Raw genomic sequence first — 17,889 nt, 5'->3', positions numbered from 1 at the left:
AAATGAGACGAAGGGTTGTTTTGGTCACAGATGGAGATGAATATGCAAAGCGGACAATTGAGCTTTTAACGAAGGAATTTGGGGGAAGGTGTATTTCAGCATCACAAAGTAATCCAACCAAATTGACAGGGAAAAAAGTTGTTGAGCTTATTATGCAAACGCCATATGACCCTGTATTTGTTATGTTTGATGACAGTGGATTTATTGGAGAAGGATCTGGTGAAAAGGCATTAAAATATGTGGCTACCCATAAACAAATTGATGTGCTCGGTATTTTAGCAGTGGCGTCTAATACGCATCATTGGGAATGGGCACGTGTAGATGTAAGTGTAGATCGGAACGGGAATTTAACCGAATATGGTGTTGATAAATTTGGACTTCCAGATGGTGAAATTGGCAGAATTAGCGGAGATACAATATATTGTTTAGACGATTTAAATGTTCCTGTCATTGTTGGAGTCGGTGATATTGGTAAAATGTGCGGAAATGATGAATGGGAGAGAGGGTCACCTATTACAAAGAAAGCAATTCAATTAATTTTGGAAAGGAGTGGTTTTTATGACGAAGCCTAAAAAAGTGGATATCCCTATATCAACTTTCATAAGTGACAATGAAAATTATTTAAAGCAGACAGTTGGACTAGGCGTTACATACGATGTTGGCATTCGTAAATTTCAAATTTTGAATAAAGAAATTGGTGTGTTATTTGTAAACGGACTTTGTGATACAAATTATATTATCCCTATTTTAGAAGAAGCAGTGGATACAAATGAGATAAGGGATGTAGAAGAAGATACAGTGAAGCTTTTAGAGAATCGCTTAATCCATCAACAAGTAAGTAAAGTGAAAACGATGGATGAGGTAATGCTCCAAGTATTATCAGGACTCATCGTGATATTTGTGGAAGGTGAAACGGAAGCGTTCGCGATCGATGTTCGTAGTTATCCAGGGCGAACACCGACAGAACCAGATACCGAAAAGGTAGTACGAGGTGCGAGGGATGGATTTGTTGAAAATATCGTTGTAAATACAGCGTTAATTCGTAGGAGAATTCGAGATCCACGTCTTCGAAATGAAATGGTTCGAGTAGGAGATAGATCGCAAACGGATATTTGTATTACATACGTTCAAGATGTTGCAAATCCAGATTTAGTAAAGATTATAAAACAAGAATTAAATAACATCGATGTAGATGGAATTACGATGGCGGATAAAACAGTAGAAGAATTTGTTGTAAAGCAAAGCTATAACCCATTCCCACTTATTCGATATACAGAAAGGCCAGATGTAGCAGCAAATCATCTACTAGAAGGACATGTGTTAGTACTTGTTGACACATCGCCAAGTGCTATGATTACACCGACAACATATTTTCATCATTTACAGCACGCGGAAGAGTTTAGACAAAATCCAGCTGTCGGTACATTTTTACGCTGGGTGCGCTTTTTAGGTGTTATATTCTCGTTATTTTTATTACCATTTTGGTTAGTGTTTGTATTTGATCCAACTCTTTTGCCAGCAAATCTTGCTTTTATTGGACCGACTAAGATGACGCATTTACCAATTTTATTACAGGTGTTAATGGCAGAGGTCGGACTTGAGTTTTTAAGGATGGCAGCCATTCATACTCCAACGCCGTTATCGTCTGCAGCAGGGTTAATTTCCGCTATATTAATTGGTCAAATTGCAATTGATGTAGGTTTGTTTGTGCCAGAAGTAATTTTGTATGTAGCAGTTTCGATGGTTGGTGCATATGCAACACCGAGTTATGAACTAGGATTAGGGAATAAGGTTGGGAAATTGTTTGTTATTATTTTAACAGGTCTCTTCCATGAGATGGGATTTGTAATTGGTATGACGATATTAATTTTATTTTTAACGTCTATAAAAAGTTTACAAACACCTTATTTATGGCCGTTTTTACCATTTGATTGGGGCGCGTTAACAAAAATTTTACTCCGTCCAACGATGTCTAGTTTAAAAGTACGACCAAGTATTGTAAGACCTCAAAATGTAAAAAGACAAAAATAAACGGGATTATACACCCGTTTATTTTTTTTTGCAAAAATTTATTATTTTTTAACAAAAATCAAACATTTTTTGTGTACACTTAGAGTAGATATTGTGTATGAAAGGGGAAGAGGACATGATTAAATTATTTGTAAGTGATTTAGATGACACGCTCGTTTACGATGTGAATCATATGCAAAAAGAAGATGAACGTGCGCTGTGTTGGTTAGCTGAGAAAGGGACAAATATTTGTTTTGCCTCTGGCCGCTTTACACACAGAATTGATGAAGTTGTAAAAAGGTTTGCATTCCCATATTACACAACTGGCTTAAATGGAGCGACAATGTTACTTCCAGATGGAAATTTATTTCATGAATCGAGTTTTGAAAATGTGGTTGCCCAGGAAATATATCGATATATACATAAAAAAGGACTAGCGGATATTGTTTGTGCAAATGAGCAGCGATATACAAAAAGGAAGAATGAACATCACCATAATTTTGAAGCATATATGGGCGTGCATATCGCTGAAATTGAAGCGTTAGAAGAAGAGTTTGGTAAGACTGTACACCCTGCAAAATTGTTTGTTTTTGGAGAAGAAGAGAAAATTGTGACGTTAGATCAAGAGCTACGAGATACGTTTCAAGGCGAAGCGGAAGTTTTTATATCAGGTAAACGCTATGTTGATATTATGCCAAGAGGCGTGAGTAAGGGGAGTGCTCTAAAGCGACTAATGGATCATTTGCAAATTGAAGCAAATGAAGTTGCTTGTATTGGAGATTCTTTCAATGATATTTCTATGTTTGAAGTAACCCCGCATTCATTTACTCTTCATCATGCCCATCCATATGTAAAGGAGAAAGCAAATCATATAGTGCGTTCGGTTGAAGAGGCTGTTATGAAATTACCGTTACTTGTATAAAAAAGAAGCCCGTCATTGGCGGGCTTCTTTTTTACTTGAATAAAGATTTAACAAAATCAATGATACTTGAGAAGAAATCTTTCACTTTATCTAGAAAACTTTGCCCTTCTTCAGATCCTAAAAAGGCAGAAACATGTTCTTTTGCTTTGTTTAATTGACTACCAACTTGATTCCAATCGATATTAAGATTCTTCATTTTATCAAATAACGATACTAAGTTATCTAACTGTTCATCTGTTAATGTAATGCCGAGTTGGTCAGCAATTTTTTTAATTAATGAACGTAAATCTTCTGTTGTTTTTGGCTGTTCTTTTGCAATTTCTTCTTTAATTTTTGCAACAAGTTGAACTGCTTTTTCTTCACCAATTTTATCACCAAGCTGGGCTGTTTGTACCATTTCTTCATTCGCTACTTTTTTAACTTCTTCAGGAATTTGTTTATTGGACGCAGTTTCGTATGCTTTCATTAATCCAGTTAAAGCTGCAGTTCCTGAAACTTTAAAAGGTGCAGTAATTTGAATTTCTGCATCTTTTACACCTGCTGTAATCAAAGCGTTAGTGTACATTGCATCTGTTACCCAGTTAATGTTCTTTGATCGTACAATAAGACCAGATCCTGGTTTTGTGTATGTAATCATAGAAGAAGAAATTGCTCTCGTACCAATTTGTGCTTTTGGAACAATGCCTTCTAGAAATTTATGTTCTTCCGCATTAGATACAGTGATAATTGTAGCATCTTTTGGTGCTTTCATTTCTTTTAACAGATCTTGTTTTTGTTGTTCGGATAAGTTCTCTCCTAATGTAACAATTGATTCTCCCTCGATGATGTCTGCAAATGAAGCTGTTGGCATCATAAATACCGTTACAGCTAATAGCAGAGCTAATAATTTCGTTTTCACGAAAAATCGCTCCCTTTCTCTTTCTAAAATTTTCGGGCAACAAAGTTATTATAGTATATATTTCTTATTTGTCACCTAGCTTTTTCCACATTTCAAAAAAGAAGTATCTAGATTGTCGGATTCTTTTTGTTTCTAGTCATGAATGTGGTAATATAGTGCTGAGATAATTGAAAGGAGACATATACGCATGAAAACTTTAGGATACATATTAATGGAAAACGGTGAAAAAATCGACTTGGAATTTTTCCCAGAAGAAGCACCGAAAACAGTAGAAAACTTTAAAAAATTAGCAGAGCAAGGATTTTATGATGGTGTGACATTCCACCGTGTTATTCCTGGCTTCGTAAGCCAAGGTGGAGACCCAACAGGTACAGGTGCAGGTGGCCCAGGTTACTCTATTCCATGTGAAACTGATGGAAACCCTCATAGACACCTTGTAGGATCACTTTCTATGGCTCACGCTGGCCGTAACACAGGCGGTAGCCAATTCTTTATCGTTCATGAGCCACAACCGCATTTAGATGGTGTTCATACTGTATTTGGTAAAGCAACAAGCGGTATTGAAACAGTATTAAAAATGCGTCAAGGCGATGTAATGAAAGAAGTTAAAGTTTGGGAAGAATAAGGTAAGGAAAAAGAGAGCTTTGCTCTCTTTTTTATTTTTAATGAAATCGAGTACTTCTTCTACAGCTCATCATCCAAGTAGTGCTGTTGCTAAAATATATTGCTTGTGAGAACAAACCTTTAACAAATTACATAGAATACATTACATTATATGTTTCAATAAATATTTTTTGTTATATTAATTTTGCTAGAATTGTGCTGCTTTAGGGTAACTATGAATGAAGTGCTGTTGAATGATATGTTTCTTTCCATTCCATATAAAATTTTCTTTTTTTAACTCTATTTATTAAAGGAATAGTGCTGAAACATAGATTTGACTTTCTTCTTTTCGCTTTGTATGATTATCAAGTTGTTTTAGACTCTTCTCACTCTGTTGAAAATATTGTAAAATGAATGTGATATGAAAAGAGTGATTGAGGGGATTACTAGTTTGTAACTTTTGTAAGAAGGGATAAGGGTTATGTTAATTCGTTTTAAAAAAAGTTATGAAAAAATTGCAATGGGGCTTCTTTCGTTTATGCCAACTGAAAAAGATGTGAAAACATTACAATTGACAATGAAAGAATATGAAGCAAAAGATGATTGGCAATTGTATTTGTGGAAAGAAAATGAAGATTTTGTTGGAATAATGGGGATTGTAAAAAAAGAGAATCAAGTATTAGAAATTCAGCATTTGAGTGTGAACCCGTCTCACCGTCATGTGGGGATTGGGACGAAGATGGTTCAAGAGTTAAAGAGTAAATTTCTTGAGTTTACAATTTGCGGAAATGAGCAAACGGCAAGTTTTTGCGAAAAATGTAAAGGGCTAGAACAAAATATACATTCGTGAAAGCAGAGATAAGTAGTTTATTATCTCTGCTTTCTTTTTTGTAATTGTTCGTTTCGTTCAGTAATGACCTCTGTGCGATCACGCATAGTGTGCTTGTTTATAATATATTCACCTGGGATAGCATTCAAGTCTTTCCAAGAGAGGTTTTGTTTTTGACATAACTTTATGCACTGCTTCTCTAACGATGGATCTGATAAGGGTAAAAATAAAGGTACAAAACGTTCTTTTTTATGGATAGATTGCAATCTTTCATTGAGCAAGGAAAGAAGTTGTACTTGATTAATTCCTAAACGTTGTAAAGGCACACCGCTTTTTTCTAAAATTGTGATTGCGCTTTTCATCATTTTTGTGGAACCATTCCAATTAGCACGTCTTTGGTGGTATAAAGAAACTGCGATTTGAATGAGACCAACTAAGTAATGATCACGATTACCTCTTGGTTTTGTTTTCCAATACTCTTCTAGTATTTCGTGGCATTCAAAATAGTCATAATCTCCATGGAAATGAATTAAAAATTGTATGTATTCGGTAGGATACATGTTTTCTCGCTCCTATCTAACGGTTATACATATAAGTGTATCATAGAAATATGAACAATAAACGACTAGGAGGTTTCCCCCTAGCCGTTATTGTTCATATTAGCAGAAGCAAGCTGCTCCTACAATAATTAGTAAAATAAACAGTACAACAAGTAATGCGAACCCACCGCTAAAACCACAATCAACGTGACCCATAGTTTTTTGACCTCCTACATTGTTCTTACTACACTGTTATCATATGAAGTGGTGGGCATGATGACATAGGCATCGGTCTATTTTTAATTAAATTTCTTAAAAAGGTTGGATAGAACATGAGTATGCTCTATACTTATGTTGTTATAGAAAAAATGTGGTGGGATGCTTTGTGCAATATAATTTTAAAGTAGAGGCTTTTGAAGGGCCGTTAGATCTATTGTTACATTTAATACATCGTTATGAAATTGATATATATAATATTCCTGTAGCAGATATTACAGAGCAATATTTATCTTATGTGCATACGATGAAAGAACTTCAATTAGATGTTGCAAGTGAGTATTTAGTAATGGCTGCAACGTTATTACAAATTAAAAGTAAGATGTTGTTGCCGAAACATGAAGAAGATGTACTTGATAACGGTGATGATTTTATAGATGATCCTCGTCAAGAATTGATGGAGAGGTTAATTGAATATAAGAAATATAAGCAAGTTGCTACTGAGTTAAAAGAAAGAGAACAAGAAAGAGCACAGCTATATACACGTCCACCAATTGACTTTACATCGTTGCAACAAGAAGAGGAGACAAGCTTACCTCTTGATGTTACGTTATATGATATGCTAGCAGCATTTCAAAAATTAATGCGCCGTAAAAAGGCAAAAAAACCTGTAACAACACGTATTACTCGTCAAGAAATACCAATTGAACAGCGAATGACTGATATTTTAAAGCAGTTAAAAATAAAGGGTGGTCGCCAAAGTTTTTACGATTTGTTTGTTGATGATGAACGTGAAATAATGGTTGTAACATTTTTAGCAGTTCTGGAACTTATGAAAAATCAACAAATCATAATTGAGCAAGAACATAATTTTGATGAAATTTTCGTATCAAGCTCTAATAAATCTGCATAGAGCAAGTATGTGAAAATGGGATAGAAACATTTTATCTCATGCTATGTTTTAATGTATCGTTTGGAACAAGAGAAAAAATATTGAACCGAACGCATTAATTGTGATTCGGTTTTTTGATGTGTATTTTTATGGGAAAATAGAAGGAAGGAGCTCGTGAAATGGATAGGAAAGAACAAAAGTCAATTATTGAAGGCCTTTTATTTGTTTCTGGTGATGAAGGGATTTATCCAGAACAAATAGCAAAAGTTCTTGAAATCGAAATGAATGAAGTAATTAATATTTTAGAAGAAATGCAACAAGAATGTGAAGGTGCAAACCGTGGTTTGCAAATTGTACAGTATGCAAAAGTATATCGTTTTGCTACAAAGAAAGAACATGCTTCATATTATCAAAAATTAATAGATACACCAACAGCTGCTTCACTCTCACAAGCTGCCCTCGAAACTTTAGCGATTGTTGCATATCGCCAACCAATCACAAGGACTGAAATGGAAGAGATTAGAGGAGTTAAAACCGATAAGGCGTTACAAACGTTGGTTTCACATTTACTTATAAAAGAAATGGGAAGAGCAGAAGGACCAGGGCGTCCTATTTTATACGGAACAACAAAAGAATTTTTGGACACATTTGGATTGAAAACATTAGATGATTTACCACTGCTTTCTGAAGAGAATGAACAAATGAATGAAGCTGATTTATTCTTCGGTTCCTTACAAGAGATATCGAAATAAAAGCTTAGCATTTTGCTAAGCTTTTTTTGTATATCAATTATTTACAGTGCCATACTAAATGAAAAAAGGAGACGAGTTATGAGAGGTATGCGGATTATTTTATTATTAGTTTCTGTTTTATTATGTTTTTCTTTAAATAGCGCATCAGCTAAAAGGTATATGATGTCCATTCATACTACGTCTCCTTTACATATGCATCGGCAACATCTTAGTAAAATGAAAGTGAGCTTTTTAAAAGTGGGGCAAGGTGACGCAACACTTATTATAATGCCAAATGGACAAACAATGTTAATTGATGGAGGACCTTATGAAGCAGGAGAGGTTATTATTCAGAAATTAATTGAGAAAGGGATTAATCATTTAGATGTAATTGTCAGTACGCATCCCGATATGGATCACATAGGGGGGTTAATTCCAATTGTAGAGCAAATGCCGGTATCGCTTATATTAGATAGCGGAAAAACATATAGTTCTCTTACTTATCATACGTATCGGAATAATATTAAAAAAAGAGGGATACCTTTCGTTTCAGTAAAGGAAGGACAATATATACCGCTGGATCCACATGTTTCTATACAAGTATTAAACAACGGGAAATCAAAAGATGAAAATAATGAATCCTCAATTGTTTTAAAGGTGCGATATGGAAAAGCGGATTTTTTATTAATGGGTGACGCGGATGTACGGACAGAACATGAAATATTAAAACAATTTGATGTCCATGCAGATGTGTTAAAAGTGGGGCATCACGGCTCATATACTTCAACAAGTGAAACGTTTATAAAAAAAGTGGAACCGCAGTTTGCTATTTTGTCGTACGGGAGTAGTAATCCGTATGGACATCCTCATCAAAGTGTAGTGAAACGCTTAAAAAGGCACGGTATAATGGTATATAGAACGAATAAACGTACAGTAGAAATGGAAACAGATGGTGAACATATTATGTTAGAATCTAGCGGGTTAATGCCATTATTGAAGTGATTTCTAGATTAGGGGGCAATACTGTCCCTTTTTGGAAAAATGAATAATATATATTATAATTATAATTATAAGAGACGTAAGAAATTTCCTTTTCTGTTGAATAAAAAGGAAATTTCATTAGAATGTATAGACAACTACTCGTGCGTATATTAAGATGGAACTAGGCGAATAAGGTAATAATAACAAGTAGGTAATTCATGGGAAAGGATCGATGAAAATGAAAACGCAAATTGTCATCAATGCCAAAATTTACACAGGTCAAGAAATAGTGGAAAACGGATTTATTCGTTACGCAGAAACCATTAAAGAAATTGGTTTGATGGCTCAATATGTACCACAAGAAAATGAAACTGTTTTTGATGCTACAGGGAAGATTGTAATTCCAGGTATGATCGATGTTCATATTCATGGTGGATACGATATTGATGCGATGGATGCAAATAGCGATGGGTTAGTAACTCTAGGTAAAGAAATGTTAAAAGAAGGGGTTACAACTTACTTCCCAACAACAATGACACAAGCTCCAGAGGCAATTGAAGCAGCGTTAACTGCTGCAAAAGAAGCAAAAGAAAAAGGAGCGCATTTCGAATATATTCACTTAGAAGGACCTTATGTTTCAAAGAAACGTGCAGGTGCACAACCACTTGAACATATCGTTCCTGCAAATATTGAGCAATTTAAACAATGGCAAGAAGCAAGTGGGAATTTAATTAAATTAGTAACATATGCACCAGAAGAAGAGGGAGCGTTAGAGTTTGAACAATATCTTGCTGAAACTGGTGTAGTTGGCACAATGGGGCATACAGATGCAATTGATGCGCAACTAAAAAATAGAAAGATTACACATGCGACACATTTATACAATCAAATGCGTGGATTACATCACCGTGAACCAGGAGTTGTTGGTCATGTGTTATTAAATCCAGATGTAATGGTTGAAGTAATTACAGATGGCATTCATATTCACCCTGATATGGTGAAATTAGCATATAAGTTAAAAGGACCAAAAAAAGTAAGTGTTATCACTGACGCAATGCGTGCAAAAGGTCTTGAAGATGGATTATATGAGCTTGGCGGACAGCCAGTACATGTAAAAGATGGTAGTGCTCGATTAGAAGATGGAACGTTAGCTGGTAGTATTTTAAAAATGGATCAAGCTTTCCGAAATGTAATTGAATTTACAGGTTGTTCAATCGAAGATGCAGTACTGATGACATCAGTTAACCAAGCAGAAGAGTTTGGATTAAATAATAAAGGTGCATTAGCGGTAGGAAAAGATGCAGACTTTGTTGTGATGAATGAAGATTTACATGTATATGATACGGTTCGTTTAGGAATTCATATGAAGGAAGGGAAGTAATTAAATGAATATTCTTGTTGTAAAAACTCCAGAAGAACTAGCAGAAGCAGGTTATAAATTAATTGAAGAAGTTGTAAAAACAAAAGAAAATCCAACGTTAGGAATGGCTACAGGAAGCTCTCCATTAGGTATTTATGCAGAAATGCGAAAAAATAAACTTGATACAAGCCGTGTAACCACTGTAAACTTAGATGAGTACGTAAATTTACCACATGAAGATAAAAACAGCTATCACTATTTCATGCAAGAACAGTTGTTTGATCATCTTCCATTTAAACAAACTTATGTACCAAACGGGATGGCAAGTGATTTAGAGGAAGAGTGCAAACGTTACGAGAGCATTCTAGCTGCTAACCCAGTTGACCTACAGATTCTTGGAATCGGTGAAAACGGTCACATCGGATTTAATGAGCCAGGAACACCGTTTAATTCTCCAACAAACATTGTTGAATTAACAGAATCTACACGCCAAGCAAACCTTCGCTTCTTCGAAAAAGAAGAAGATGTGCCAACTCATGCGATTACAATGGGAATTGGAAGCATTATGAAAGCGAAACAAGTTCTACTTGTTGCTATGGGTTCTAAAAAGGCAGAAGCTGTTAAAGAATTATTGCAAGGTGAATATAGTGAAGAGTGTCCGGCTACAGTTTTACAACGTCATCCGAATGTAACCGTAATCGCTGATCAAGAAGCTCTATCTTTATGCAGTGAGGCGATTGCTGATGAACATCGACAAGTATTCACCATTTCCGATCTATTATCAGATTCAAGAGTGGGTGAAACAGCTAATTGAGGACGGCGAATGGAAGCCGGGAGATAAAATCCCATCTGAGAATGAACTTTGTGATAAGTTCGAAGTGAGTCGAATGACAATCAGACAGGCGATTAATAATTTAGTGGAACAAGGCTATTTATATCGGAAGCGTGGAATTGGAACATTTGTCCAACTTCCGAAAGTGGAACAAAAATTGCAAGGAATGACGGGATTCACAGAAGACATGATTTCTCGTGGGATGAACCCAAGTAGTCAATTACTTAGTTTCCGCCTAGTTCCAGCTACTGCGAAAATAGCAGACCGGTTGAGAATACAGGAGGGGGAATCGGTTTATGAAGTGAGGCGTATTCGCTTAGCTGATGATGAACCGATTGCTTTTGAGACGACATATTTGTCGCCAGCTCTTGTAAAAGATATTAACGAAGAGATATTGCAACAATCTTTATATGAACATTTAGAGAAAAAACTGGGCTTTAAACTTGTTAGCGCTACTCAGTCAATTGAAGCTTCCGTTGCGACGGAAAATGAAGCTGAACATCTGCATATTCCTAAAAAGGCGCCTGTACTTGTAATGCGTCAATGGTCATATTCAGAAGGTGAGGTACCGCTAGAGTACGTGAAATGTATTTATCGTGGAGATCGTTATAAATTTATTACGAATATCGCACGTAACAAATAGTATATTTCAGTTTGTGAAGTACAGTGGAATTGAAAATGGTTAACATGTAAAGAAATAAAAATACGACTCATCCTTATAAGGAATGAGTCGTATTTTTATTATGAGCAATTACGTGGTTAACAGCATCTTTGACGTGATTTACTACATAGTGAGCGTGATTTTTTACTGCATCATCTGCTTGTGACATAGCAAAACTGTGAGGAGTTAAAGAAAACATAGGAATATCATTGTAAGAATCCCCTATACAAGCAATTTCCTCAGGTTTTATTTGAAACTCATTTAATAAAACAGAAATGGCAGAGCCTTTACTAACATTCGGTGGCATTACATCTAAACATTGTTCTGCTGAGATGAAAGTACTAACTTTCCCGTGGAATTTTTCATCAATTTTTTTCTGAAGGAGTTGCAAGCTCTCCTTTGTTCCACCGACAGAAATTTTATTTGGGAAAATTGTATCATCAATCTTCTGTAGTAAGTTTGGTTCTTCAACAGAAGTCATAGTTACTTGTTGTTCAAGTTCTTGAATAAAAGGTGTTTTCTCTTCAATGTAATAATTATGCTCATCACTTACATAACGGAAATAAGGATCTTCATTCGTCATAGCTAACAAATCGGGAAGTATGCTGGAATCAAAAGTTGCAGATAATAGTTGTTTATTTTCATGTGTATATACAAAAACACCATTTACACTAATGCGATGAAAATTTGTATTTACAGCTTTCATTAAGTCTGCAATTTCATTATCAAGTCTTCCGGAAGCGAAGCAAAGAATAACATTTTGTTCGGCAAGGCTGCGTAGTGCCGCAACATCTTGTTCATCAATAAGACCTCCGTGTTGCATCATTGTACCATCGATATCACTTACAAACATTTTAATCATGCTGTTATCTCCTTTCTATGTACAGTTGCTCTTACATTATACGCATCATATATAAACATGTCTAAAAAATGAATTTTTATTAAATGGCAGATGTTTTACATTGACGACAAAGAAGAATATTCTGTAACATGAAAGTAGGCTATTTAAGTACGAGGGTGGTGTTATATGAATAATTATCTAGAAATTAAAAAAGTTTTAAATAATAATGTCATCATTGCTAGCCATCCTGAACACGAGGAAGTAGTAGTGATTGGAAAAGGAATTGGATTTGGGAAAAAAGCGAAAGATGTATTGGAGCAAGAACAAATCGAAAAAATGTTTGTCTTAAAAAATGAACGTGATCGTGAACAATATAAATTATTAGTGCCGCATATTAGTGAAAAATTAATTGAATTGATGAACGATATTATGCTGTACATTCAAGAAAAAGCGAAATCTCCACTAAATGAACATATTCATATTGCGTTAACGGATCATATTTCATTTGCGATTAAAAGGTTAAAACAAGGACTTACAATTGATAACCCTTTTTTAGTTGAAACAAAAATGCTCTATCCAGAGGAATATGCAATTGCGGAAGGTGTTGTACAACTTTTAAATTCTCGTTTGCAAATTACATTGCCAGAAGGAGAAATTGGTTTTATTGCACTTCACATTTACAGTTCGCTTACAAATTCTGATTTATCTTCAGTTAATCAAAACTCCCGTCTCATTGCACAACTTGTATCTTTAATTGAGACAAACTTACAAATTACATTAGACCAAGAGAGCATTCATTATTTACGCCTTATTCGTCATCTTCAATATGCTATTGAGAGGGTGAAAAAAGGAGAAAAAGTAGAAGAATCGCAAAGTTTTGCTGATTTATTAAAGGCGGAGTATCCAGTTTGCTATAACTTGGCTTGGAAGCTAGTTAAGGTCATGCAAAAAGAGTTGCAACTACCTGTATATGAAGCTGAAAGTATTTATTTAACGATGCACTTGCAACGCTTAGTGAAGGCAGAGCATGTGTAAAAGGTCATATATTTTTGTCTAAAATGAAAACGTTAAAAAAAATGATTGAATCGCTTACAATAGTTATGTATAATAACTATTGCAAAGTTATACAAATTTCGACAAACACATTAAGGTGAGTAACGAAAACGTTTGCCTTAATTATAGTGAACTTATACGTAAACCTATTTTTGACACGTGTTACTGATTCGATCAGGCATGAGTGGAGAAAAGTAAGGAATGTAAGCTAGAGAAAGGGATATACTACCCTTTGTATAGCTATCGTTCTATCTTTTTTTCCTCATGTCTTTTTGGCGTTTGTCGGAAGGTATCAATATAGATAAGAGAGGAAGGGTTTCCATGTTTAAGAAGATCTTTGGTGTTCTTCAAAAAGTCGGAAAAGCGTTAATGCTTCCAGTAGCGATTTTACCGGCGGCAGGTATTTTACTTGGATTTGGTAATGCATTTCAAAATCCACAGTTAACAAATGTTATTCCTGCTTTAAAAGCAGATTGGTTCGTAATGGTTGCAAAAATTATGGAACAATCTGGTGATATTATTTTCGCTAACCTTGCATTATTATTCGCAGTTGGGGTAGCAATTGGTTTAGCTGGTGGAGACGGAGTAGCTGGTTTAGCAGCATTCGTCGGCTACTTAATTATGAACAAAACGATGAGTGTGTTCTTAGAAGTAGATAAGCTAGTGAAAGTAACAAGTTCTGGAGCAGACCCAGTAAAAATTGGATTTGCAGATCCAGCGTATGCAAACGTATTAGGTATTCCAACGCTACAAACAGGAGTATTTGGTGGTATTATCGTCGGTATAGTAGCGGCATATTGCTATAATAAATACTTCAACATTGAATTACCATCATACTTAGGTTTCTTTGCAGGTAAGCGCTTCGTACCGATCGCAACTGCAACATTCTCTTTAATAGTAGGTATTATCATGTGCTTCATTTGGCCATACATTCAAGGTGGCTTAAACACGTTCTCACATCAAATGATTGATGCAAATAGAACAATCGCAGCATTTATATTCGGTTTAATTGAACGTTCATTAATTCCATTTGGATTACATCACATTTTCTATTCACCGTTCTGGTTCGAATTCGGTCAGTATACAAATGCAGCTGGCGAATTAATCCGTGGTGACCAAAAAATCTTTATGGCACAGTTAAAAGACGGTGTAGAATTAACAGCAGGTACATTTACAACTGGTAAGTATCCGTTCATGATGTTTGGTCTTCCAGCAGCAGCTTTAGCAATGTACCATGAAGCACGTCCAGAAAATAAAAAATTAGCAGCAGGTATTTTAGGTTCTGCAGCATTAACATCTTTCTTAACAGGTATTACAGAGCCACTTGAATTTTCATTCTTATTCGTAGCGCCAGTATTATTTGGAATTCACGCTGTATTTGCTGGTCTATCATTTATGACAATGCAAATTTTAGGTGTTAAAATTGGTATGACATTCTCTGGTGGTTTAATTGACTTCCTATTATTCGGTGTATTACCAGGCCGTACAGCATGGTGGTGGGTAATTATTGTTGGTCTTGTACTAGCAGTTATTTACTACTTCGGATTCCGCTTTGCAATTCGCAAATGGAATCTAAAAACACCTGGTCGTGAAGTGGCAAATGCAAATGACGGCGCAGGAAAAGCAGAAGCAGGCGAACTTCCTCGTGAAGTATTAGTAGCACTTGGTGGTAAAGAAAACATTGCTTCTTTAGATGCTTGTATTACTCGTTTACGTGTTCAAGTTAACGAACAAAAGAATGTAAACAAAGACCGCTTAAAAGAACTTGGAGCAGCTGGTGTACTTGAAGTTGGAAATAACATTCAAGCTATTTTCGGGCCGAAATCTGACACATTAAAATCACAAATTCATGATATTATGTCAGGGCGTACACCTCATGTTGAAAAAGAAGAACCTGTAAAAGTGGAAGAAACTCCTCAAAAAGTTGATGAAAATGAAACAATTGTATCACCAATCGAAGGAAAAATCTTACCAATTACAGAAGTACCTGACCAAGTATTCTCAGGAAAAATGATGGGAGACGGATTTGCAATTGAACCAACTGAAGGAACAGTAGTTTCTCCAGTGAACGGTGAGATTGTCAATGTATTCCCTACAAAACATGCGATTGGCATTCAATCTGAAGGCGGAAAAGAAATTTTAATCCACTTCGGTATTGATACTGTAAAATTAAATGGTGAAGGTTTTGAAGCGCTTGTAGCACAAGGCGACAAGGTGAAACAAGGCCAACCATTATTAAAAGTAGATCTTGCATTTGTAAAAGAAAATGCACCATCTATCATTACACCAATTGTCTTTACAAACTTACAACAAGGGCAACAAGTCGAATTGAAAAAAGATGGAAATGTTAAGAAGGGCGAAACCGCTATTATTGACATTCAGTAGGAATTTGACGCAAAATGTTTATAATTATAATAGGCGATGTGGTTGACCGAACATCGCCTATTATATACAATAGATGGTGTAGTACTCACGTCTATACAACTAAAAAATACTGTAATTTAAAGGAGATAAATTATCATGGAAAAAATCTTTAAAGTAACTAGCGACTCAGGAATTCATGCTCGTCCAGCAACTCTACTTGTAAACACTGCAAGCAAATTCGGTTCTGACATTAACTTAGAGTATAACGGAAAGAACGTTAACTTAAAATCAATCATGGGCGTTATGTCTTTAGGCATTCAACAAAACGCAGAAATTAAAATCACTGCAAATGGTGATGATGCAGCTCAAGCACTAGCAGCTATCGAAGAAACTATGAAAAATGAAGGATTAGGAGAATAATGACTCTTAACATTCAAGGGATCGCTGCATCAAGTGGGATTGCTATTGCAAAGGCTTTCAGACTTGAAAATCCTGAATTTAACATCGAAAAGAAATCAATTACAAACGAAGCTGCAGAAATTGCACGCTTAGACGCTGCGCTTGAGAAAGCAAAAACTGAATTAGAAGCTATTAAGGACCACGCATTTGCTGAACTAGGTGCTGACAAAGCTGCGATCTTTGAAGCACATTTATTAGTGTTAAATGATCCAGAACTAGTAAACCCAGTAAAAGATAAAGTAAATAGCGAAAAAGTAAATGCTGAATTTGCAATGGATGAAGTTGCATCAATGTTTATTTCTATGTTTGAAAACATGGATAACGAATATATGAAAGAACGTGCTGCGGACATTCGTGACGTAACAAAACGCGTTCTTGCACATTTACTAGGAATTAACTTCTCAAATCCTGGTACAATTTCTGAAGAGGTAATCATCATTGCTGAAGATTTAACACCATCTGATACAGCTCAGTTAAACCGTAAGTATGCAAAAGGTTTCACTACTGATATCGGTGGACGTACATCTCACTCTGCAATTATGGCTCGTTCTATGGAAATTCCAGCTGTTGTTGGTACGAAAGTTGTTATGGAGAAAATCCAAAACGGCGATATCGTTATCATTGACGGTTTAGATGGAGAAGTAATTGTAAATCCATCAGAAGAAACTCTTCGTTCGTTTGAAGAAAAGAAAGCGAAATTTGAAGAGCAAAAAGCTGAATGGGCTAAATTAAAAGACCAAGCTACTGTAACAAGTGACGGACATCACGTTGAGCTTGTTGCAAATATCGGAACACCAAATGATGTACAAGGTATTATCGATAATGGCGGAGAAGGCGTTGGCTTATACCGTACAGAATTCTTATACATGGGCCGTGATAATCTTCCAACAGAAGAAGAGCAGTTCGAAGCGTATAAAGCAGTTCTTGAAGGTGTAAAAGAAGGTCAACCAGTCGTTGTTCGTACACTTGACATCGGTGGAGATAAAGAGCTTCCATACTTACATTTACCAAAAGAAATGAACCCATTCTTAGGATACCGTGCAATTCGCTTATGTCTTGATGAGCAAGATGTGTTCCGTACACAACTTCGTGCATTACTTCGTGCTAGCGTATACGGTAACTTAAAAATTATGTTCCCAATGATTGCAACTCTTGATGAGTTCCGTCAAGCGAAAGCGATTTTATTAGAAGAGAAAGCGAAACTTGTAGAAGCGGGTACAACTGTTTCTGATTCTATTGAAGTTGGTATGATGGTTGAAATCCCAGCTTCAGCAGTATTAGCAGATCAATTCGCGAAAGAAGTTGACTTCTTCTCTATCGGAACAAATGATTTAATCCAATACACAATGGCTGCAGACCGTATGAACGAACAAGTATCTTACTTATACCAACCATATAACCCATCTATTTTACGTCTTGTAAAAATGGTTATCGATGCTGCTCATAAAGAAGGCAAATGGGCTGGTATGTGTGGTGAGATGGCGGGCGATTCACTTGCTATCCCATTATTATTAGGATTAGGTTTAGATGAGTTCAGTATGAGTGCAACATCTATTCTTCCTGCAAGAACACAGCTAAGCAAGTTGTCAAAAGCAGAAATGGAAACATTAGCAGAAAAAGCATTAATGATGTCAACTGCTGAAGAAGTTGTTGAACTAGTTAAAAGCATATAAACAATAAAAAAACCTGAGCCGATTT

The 17,889-nt window shown here is 35.7% G+C and carries 19 protein-coding genes; 15 read left to right on the top strand and 4 right to left on the bottom strand.

Translation table 11 applies throughout. The annotated features are described in order from the left end of the window. The first annotated feature begins 2 nt into the window (after nt 1–2). The 3 genes from NST27_RS19890 (at nt 3) to NST27_RS19880 (ending at nt 2,932) form a co-directional block, all read left to right on the top strand. Nucleotides 3–572: a stage V sporulation protein AE gene (locus NST27_RS19890; RefSeq protein ID WP_001254415.1), complete on the top strand. Its 570-nt coding sequence runs from the start codon at nt 3–5 to the stop codon at nt 570–572. Continuing rightward, complete coding sequence (gene spoVAF / locus NST27_RS19885) at nt 559–2,031, top strand: spore germination protein SpoVAF (RefSeq protein ID WP_000165596.1); 1,473 nt, start codon at nt 559–561, stop codon at nt 2,029–2,031. Before NST27_RS19890 ends, spoVAF begins: the two co-directional genes overlap by 14 nt. 97 nt (nt 2,032–2,128) lie before the next feature. Continuing rightward, complete coding sequence (locus NST27_RS19880; protein ID WP_001987215.1) at nt 2,129–2,932, top strand: Cof-type HAD-IIB family hydrolase; 804 nt, start codon at nt 2,129–2,131, stop codon at nt 2,930–2,932. A gap of 31 nt (nt 2,933–2,963) precedes the next feature. On the opposite strand, the gene NST27_RS19875 is transcribed toward NST27_RS19880, so the two are convergent. Next, the gene (locus NST27_RS19875; protein WP_000850515.1) at nt 2,964–3,830 is read right to left on the bottom strand and encodes a DUF1002 domain-containing protein; all 867 of its coding nucleotides are present in this window, start codon (nt 3,828–3,830) and stop codon (nt 2,964–2,966) included. 187 nt (nt 3,831–4,017) lie between these two features. Between NST27_RS19875 and NST27_RS19870 the strand changes: the two genes are divergently transcribed. Then, nucleotides 4,018–4,455 (top strand): peptidylprolyl isomerase, encoded by a 438-nt coding sequence (locus NST27_RS19870; RefSeq protein WP_000853782.1) that lies wholly within the window; start codon nt 4,018–4,020, stop codon nt 4,453–4,455. A 459-nt stretch (nt 4,456–4,914) separates the two neighbouring features. Further along, nucleotides 4,915–5,283 carry a GNAT family N-acetyltransferase RibT gene (gene ribT, locus NST27_RS19865; protein ID WP_000908401.1) on the top strand — a complete coding sequence of 123 codons (369 nt, stop codon included), beginning with the start codon at nt 4,915–4,917 and terminating at the stop codon, nt 5,281–5,283. A 20-nt stretch (nt 5,284–5,303) separates the two neighbouring features. On the opposite strand, the gene NST27_RS19860 is transcribed toward ribT, so the two are convergent. Both NST27_RS19860 and NST27_RS19855 read right to left on the bottom strand, forming a co-directional pair. Continuing rightward, nucleotides 5,304–5,822 carry a DUF309 domain-containing protein gene (locus NST27_RS19860; protein WP_000283594.1) on the bottom strand — a complete coding sequence of 173 codons (519 nt, stop codon included), beginning with the start codon at nt 5,820–5,822 and terminating at the stop codon, nt 5,304–5,306. A gap of 99 nt (nt 5,823–5,921) precedes the next feature. Beyond that, nucleotides 5,922–6,017, bottom strand: a complete 96-nt coding sequence (locus tag NST27_RS19855; RefSeq protein ID WP_000510194.1) for a YjcZ family sporulation protein — start codon at nt 6,015–6,017, stop codon at nt 5,922–5,924. Nucleotides 6,018–6,186: 169 nt separating this feature from the next. Here NST27_RS19855 and scpA point away from each other — a divergent pair, with 169 nt between their 5' ends. The 6 genes from scpA (at nt 6,187) to phnF (ending at nt 11,456) form a co-directional block, all read left to right on the top strand. Continuing rightward, complete coding sequence (gene scpA / locus NST27_RS19850) at nt 6,187–6,930, top strand: segregation/condensation protein A (RefSeq protein WP_001199753.1); 744 nt, start codon at nt 6,187–6,189, stop codon at nt 6,928–6,930. A 158-nt stretch (nt 6,931–7,088) separates the two neighbouring features. Next, complete coding sequence (scpB, locus tag NST27_RS19845; RefSeq protein WP_000375170.1) at nt 7,089–7,661, top strand: segregation/condensation protein ScpB; 573 nt, start codon at nt 7,089–7,091, stop codon at nt 7,659–7,661. A gap of 78 nt (nt 7,662–7,739) precedes the next feature. Continuing rightward, entirely contained in the window at nt 7,740–8,642 is a 903-nt protein-coding gene (locus NST27_RS19840; RefSeq protein ID WP_001214829.1) for a ComEC/Rec2 family competence protein, read from the top strand. 217 nt (nt 8,643–8,859) lie between these two features. Next, on the top strand, nt 8,860–10,002 hold the full coding sequence (gene nagA, locus NST27_RS19835; protein ID WP_001987227.1) for an N-acetylglucosamine-6-phosphate deacetylase: 1,143 nt from the start codon (nt 8,860–8,862) through the stop codon (nt 10,000–10,002). Between the two features lie 4 nt (nt 10,003–10,006). Continuing rightward, on the top strand, nt 10,007–10,795 hold the full coding sequence (gene nagB / locus NST27_RS19830) for a glucosamine-6-phosphate deaminase (RefSeq protein ID WP_001024210.1): 789 nt from the start codon (nt 10,007–10,009) through the stop codon (nt 10,793–10,795). Beyond that, nucleotides 10,725–11,456 (top strand): phosphonate metabolism transcriptional regulator PhnF, encoded by a 732-nt coding sequence (gene phnF, locus NST27_RS19825; protein ID WP_021727649.1) that lies wholly within the window; start codon nt 10,725–10,727, stop codon nt 11,454–11,456. The genes nagB and phnF overlap by 71 nt, the downstream gene beginning before the upstream one ends. Nucleotides 11,457–11,529: 73 nt before the next feature. Here the strand turns inward: phnF and NST27_RS19820 are convergent, their stop codons facing one another. Further along, on the bottom strand, nt 11,530–12,336 hold the full coding sequence (locus NST27_RS19820; RefSeq protein ID WP_000594244.1) for a Cof-type HAD-IIB family hydrolase: 807 nt from the start codon (nt 12,334–12,336) through the stop codon (nt 11,530–11,532). 165 nt (nt 12,337–12,501) lie between these two features. Between NST27_RS19820 and glcT the strand changes: the two genes are divergently transcribed. From glcT to ptsP, 4 genes are all read left to right on the top strand, one after another. Next, entirely contained in the window at nt 12,502–13,350 is an 849-nt protein-coding gene (gene glcT, locus NST27_RS19815; protein ID WP_001067317.1) for a glucose PTS transporter transcription antiterminator GlcT, read from the top strand. A gap of 339 nt (nt 13,351–13,689) precedes the next feature. Then, nucleotides 13,690–15,753 (top strand): PTS glucose transporter subunit IIABC, encoded by a 2,064-nt coding sequence (gene ptsG, locus NST27_RS19810; protein WP_000473174.1) that lies wholly within the window; start codon nt 13,690–13,692, stop codon nt 15,751–15,753. Nucleotides 15,754–15,888: 135 nt separating this feature from the next. Further along, nucleotides 15,889–16,152, top strand: coding sequence for a phosphocarrier protein HPr (gene ptsH / locus NST27_RS19805; RefSeq protein WP_000411080.1), 264 nt, complete (start codon nt 15,889–15,891; stop codon nt 16,150–16,152). Further along, nucleotides 16,152–17,864 carry a phosphoenolpyruvate--protein phosphotransferase gene (ptsP, locus tag NST27_RS19800; RefSeq protein ID WP_000174207.1) on the top strand — a complete coding sequence of 571 codons (1,713 nt, stop codon included), beginning with the start codon at nt 16,152–16,154 and terminating at the stop codon, nt 17,862–17,864. Before ptsH ends, ptsP begins: the two co-directional genes overlap by 1 nt. Nucleotides 17,865–17,889 lie beyond the last annotated feature (25 nt).

Origin of the sequence: Bacillus sp. FSL W8-0770 (assembly GCF_038008705.1) — a bacterium.
GTDB classification, from domain to species: domain Bacteria; phylum Bacillota; class Bacilli; order Bacillales; family Bacillaceae_G; genus Bacillus_A; species Bacillus_A cereus.
The sequence above is the reverse complement of the archived record's forward strand: the minus strand, read 5'-3'. Positions and strand labels throughout refer to the sequence as shown.

What these genes read in the sequence shown, in the direction of transcription:
- NST27_RS19855 (WP_000510194.1), bottom strand. Translation starts at nt 6,017, where the DNA reads ATGGGTCACGTTGATTGTGGTTTTAGCGGTGGGTTCGCATTACTTGTT.
- ptsG (WP_000473174.1), top strand. Translation starts at nt 13,690, where the DNA reads ATGTTTAAGAAGATCTTTGGTGTTCTTCAAAAAGTCGGAAAAGCGTTA.
- NST27_RS19870 (WP_000853782.1), top strand. Translation starts at nt 4,018, where the DNA reads ATGAAAACTTTAGGATACATATTAATGGAAAACGGTGAAAAAATCGAC.
- phnF (WP_021727649.1), top strand. Translation starts at nt 10,725, where the DNA reads ATGAACATCGACAAGTATTCACCATTTCCGATCTATTATCAGATTCAA.
- NST27_RS19820 (WP_000594244.1), bottom strand. Translation starts at nt 12,336, where the DNA reads ATGATTAAAATGTTTGTAAGTGATATCGATGGTACAATGATGCAACAC.
- ribT (WP_000908401.1), top strand. Translation starts at nt 4,915, where the DNA reads ATGTTAATTCGTTTTAAAAAAAGTTATGAAAAAATTGCAATGGGGCTT.
- ptsH (WP_000411080.1), top strand. Translation starts at nt 15,889, where the DNA reads ATGGAAAAAATCTTTAAAGTAACTAGCGACTCAGGAATTCATGCTCGT.
- ptsP (WP_000174207.1), top strand. Translation starts at nt 16,152, where the DNA reads ATGACTCTTAACATTCAAGGGATCGCTGCATCAAGTGGGATTGCTATT.
- NST27_RS19890 (WP_001254415.1), top strand. Translation starts at nt 3, where the DNA reads ATGAGACGAAGGGTTGTTTTGGTCACAGATGGAGATGAATATGCAAAG.
- glcT (WP_001067317.1), top strand. Translation starts at nt 12,502, where the DNA reads ATGAATAATTATCTAGAAATTAAAAAAGTTTTAAATAATAATGTCATC.
- NST27_RS19860 (WP_000283594.1), bottom strand. Translation starts at nt 5,822, where the DNA reads ATGTATCCTACCGAATACATACAATTTTTAATTCATTTCCATGGAGAT.
- scpB (WP_000375170.1), top strand. Translation starts at nt 7,089, where the DNA reads ATGGATAGGAAAGAACAAAAGTCAATTATTGAAGGCCTTTTATTTGTT.
- nagA (WP_001987227.1), top strand. Translation starts at nt 8,860, where the DNA reads ATGAAAACGCAAATTGTCATCAATGCCAAAATTTACACAGGTCAAGAA.
- NST27_RS19840 (WP_001214829.1), top strand. Translation starts at nt 7,740, where the DNA reads ATGAGAGGTATGCGGATTATTTTATTATTAGTTTCTGTTTTATTATGT.
- nagB (WP_001024210.1), top strand. Translation starts at nt 10,007, where the DNA reads ATGAATATTCTTGTTGTAAAAACTCCAGAAGAACTAGCAGAAGCAGGT.
- spoVAF (WP_000165596.1), top strand. Translation starts at nt 559, where the DNA reads ATGACGAAGCCTAAAAAAGTGGATATCCCTATATCAACTTTCATAAGT.
- NST27_RS19880 (WP_001987215.1), top strand. Translation starts at nt 2,129, where the DNA reads ATGAAAGGGGAAGAGGACATGATTAAATTATTTGTAAGTGATTTAGAT.